Source organism: Photorhabdus sp. RW14-46 (assembly GCF_963887965.1).
GTDB classification, from domain to species: domain Bacteria; phylum Pseudomonadota; class Gammaproteobacteria; order Enterobacterales; family Enterobacteriaceae; genus Photorhabdus; species Photorhabdus laumondii.
In genome coordinates this window covers 1-2473 of the sequence record NZ_CAWPHH010000085.1, presented here as the reverse complement: position 1 = coordinate 2473, position 2473 = coordinate 1, and the positions used below count along the sequence as shown (strand labels likewise).

The 2473-nt window shown below is 59.4% G+C and carries 1 protein-coding gene and 1 pseudogene; both read left to right on the top strand.

The window, feature by feature from the left end:
- Positions 1–2261: DNA primase (locus AACQ38_RS23590; protein ID WP_165579225.1), on the top strand; the 2261-nt coding region annotated here is incomplete at its 5' end.
- Positions 2248–2473, top strand: a pseudogene (locus AACQ38_RS23585) (site-specific tyrosine recombinase XerC); the annotation flags it as partial. The gene AACQ38_RS23590 and the pseudogene AACQ38_RS23585, both read left to right, overlap by 14 nt.

Here is a 2473-nt window from a genome sequence, read left to right as displayed (position 1 = left end):
GTATCGAGGCATGGCGGGTGCAGTTCCCGCCGGGTATGGATGCCAATGACTATGCGCTGAAAAGCGGCAATGCCGAACATGCGCTGGGGCTGGCCTTGCAACAGGCGGTCTGGCTGGGACAGGGAACCGCACCGGGCGCGGTGTTCAGCCATGAGCGGCCCGTCTCGCCGGGTGTGACGGAAAAGCCCCAAAGTGCCGGGGTAGCTAAACCGGCTGCTTTAGCCGCCCCGCCGGCGCTGACCGTTGCCCCCGTGCCCTGTGAGCGCACGGCGTCCGGTGAGTTGTTGATGAAAAGCGGCCCCCGGGTCTGGCGAATACGGGGGATGAAAAAATCCCCGGTGCCCGATGTGATGAAAGTCAATGTGCAGGTGCGGGATGAAACGTCCGGCCTGTTCCATGTGGATACGCTGGACATGTACCATGCGCGGCATCGTCAGCACTACATCAGCACGGCGGCGCAAGAGCTGGAATGCGAGCTGTCGGTCATCAAACGCGAAGCCGGGCGGGTCTTGCTGATGCTGGAGCAGCAACAGGACGCGCAACAGCAGGCCGACGCCGAAGCCTCAGGGACAACGGCGGTCACGGTCAGCGCGGAAGACGAAGCCGCCGCGCTGGCGTTGCTGACATCGCCGAACTTAACAGAACAGATTATCAACGACATGGCCGCCTGCGGGGTGGTCGGCGAATCCACCAATCTGCTGACCGGGTATCTGGCGGCGGTCTCGCGCAAACTCGATAAACCGCTGGCCGTGTTAATCCAGAGCAGCAGCGCGGCAGGCAAGAGCAGCCTGATGGAGGCGGTGCTGAACCTGATGCCGGAAGAGGAGCGTATCCAGTACTCGGCGATGACCGGACAGAGCCTCTACTATCTGGGGGAAACCAGCCTGCAACACAAGATACTGGCGATAGCCGAAGAGGAAGGCGTGCGGCAGGCGGCTTATGCCCTGAAACTGTTGCAGTCCGACGGCGAGCTGAAAATCGCCAGCACCGGCAAGAACGAACAGAGCGGCGAACTGGTGACGCGGGAATACAAGGTACAGGGACCGGTGATGCTGATGTTAACGACGACGGCCATTGATGTGGATGAAGAACTGCTGAACCGCTGTCTGGTGCTGACGGTCAACGAATCGCGCGAGCAGACACAGGCTATCCACGCCATGCAGCGACACCGCCAGACGCTGGCCGGATTGCTGGCTGACTCGGAGAAAGGCTATCTGACTCAACTGCACCAGAACGCCCAGCGCCTGTTAAGGCCGCTGAAAGTGGTCAATCCTTACGCCCACCAACTGACGTTCCTGTCAGACAAAACCCGGATGCGGCGCGACCACATGAAATACCTGACGCTGATACAGGCCATTGCCCTGCTGCACCAGTATCAACGTGAAGTGAAGAAAACGACCCACCGCGGACAGGTCATCGAATATATCGAAGTCACCCAAGACGACATTGCCCTCGCCAACCGGCTGGCGCATGAGGTGCTGGGTCGCACGCTGGATGAAATGCCGCCGCAGACGCGCAAGCTGTTGCTGCTGATACAGGACTGGGTACGGGAAACCGCCGGACAACAGGCGGTCAAGGTCGATGAACTGCATTTTACCCGGCGGGATATTCGGACCGCTCTGCACTGGGGCGATACGCAACTGAAAGTGCATCTGGCGCGGTTGCTGGAAATGGAATACCTGTTGCTGCATCGCCGCGGGCTGACCTATGAATATACGCTGTTGTGGGATGGTGAAGATACCGGGCAACCGCATCTGTGCGGGTTACTGGAGATGACTGAATCCCGGTCAGAAATGACAGGCAATGTGTTCCAGTCGGGGTCAGGAGATGTTCAGTCGGGCACGGGTCGGGGCAGGGTCGGCAGTCAGTCGGTCAGTCAAAATCCGGCCTCAGGGCAGGCAACACCAGACTTATCGACGGAAGTGGCCGGGGTAAAACAAAAAACGGTTATTAAGGCAGAAAAAAAACCGGCTTCAATCCCCCTGCCCGAAGAAACAGAAATGGCGAATGACGCTGTTGCGGGCAAGGCGTTCCGGTCGGGGTCAGAGGGTGTTCAGTCGGGTACAGGTCGGCCCCAGGTCGGTACACAGCCGGACAGACAAAATCCGGCCTCAGCACAGACAGCACAAGGCTTAACAACAGAACCGGGCGGAGCCGGAAAGAAAACGGTTAACAGACATAAAACGCAAAAGGCCCCACCGCCCGCTGCCTCAGCCGCCCATCCCCAATCCGAAACGGAGGTTAATCATGGCAAACCGTAAACCGCGCAAAGGAAGTCTCCTGACCGTCGATGACGTCTATCGTCAGCCTGTAGGGCCGGCGCATGACCCAAAAAGCCTGTATGCACTGCTGCTGCGCTTCGTGGCCTGGCGGCAGGAACGGAACTGGTCGGAAACCACGCTGAAAGTGCAGACCCATCACACCTATCACTTTATCCTGTGGGCCACGGACCGGGGCCTGTACTATGCTGCGG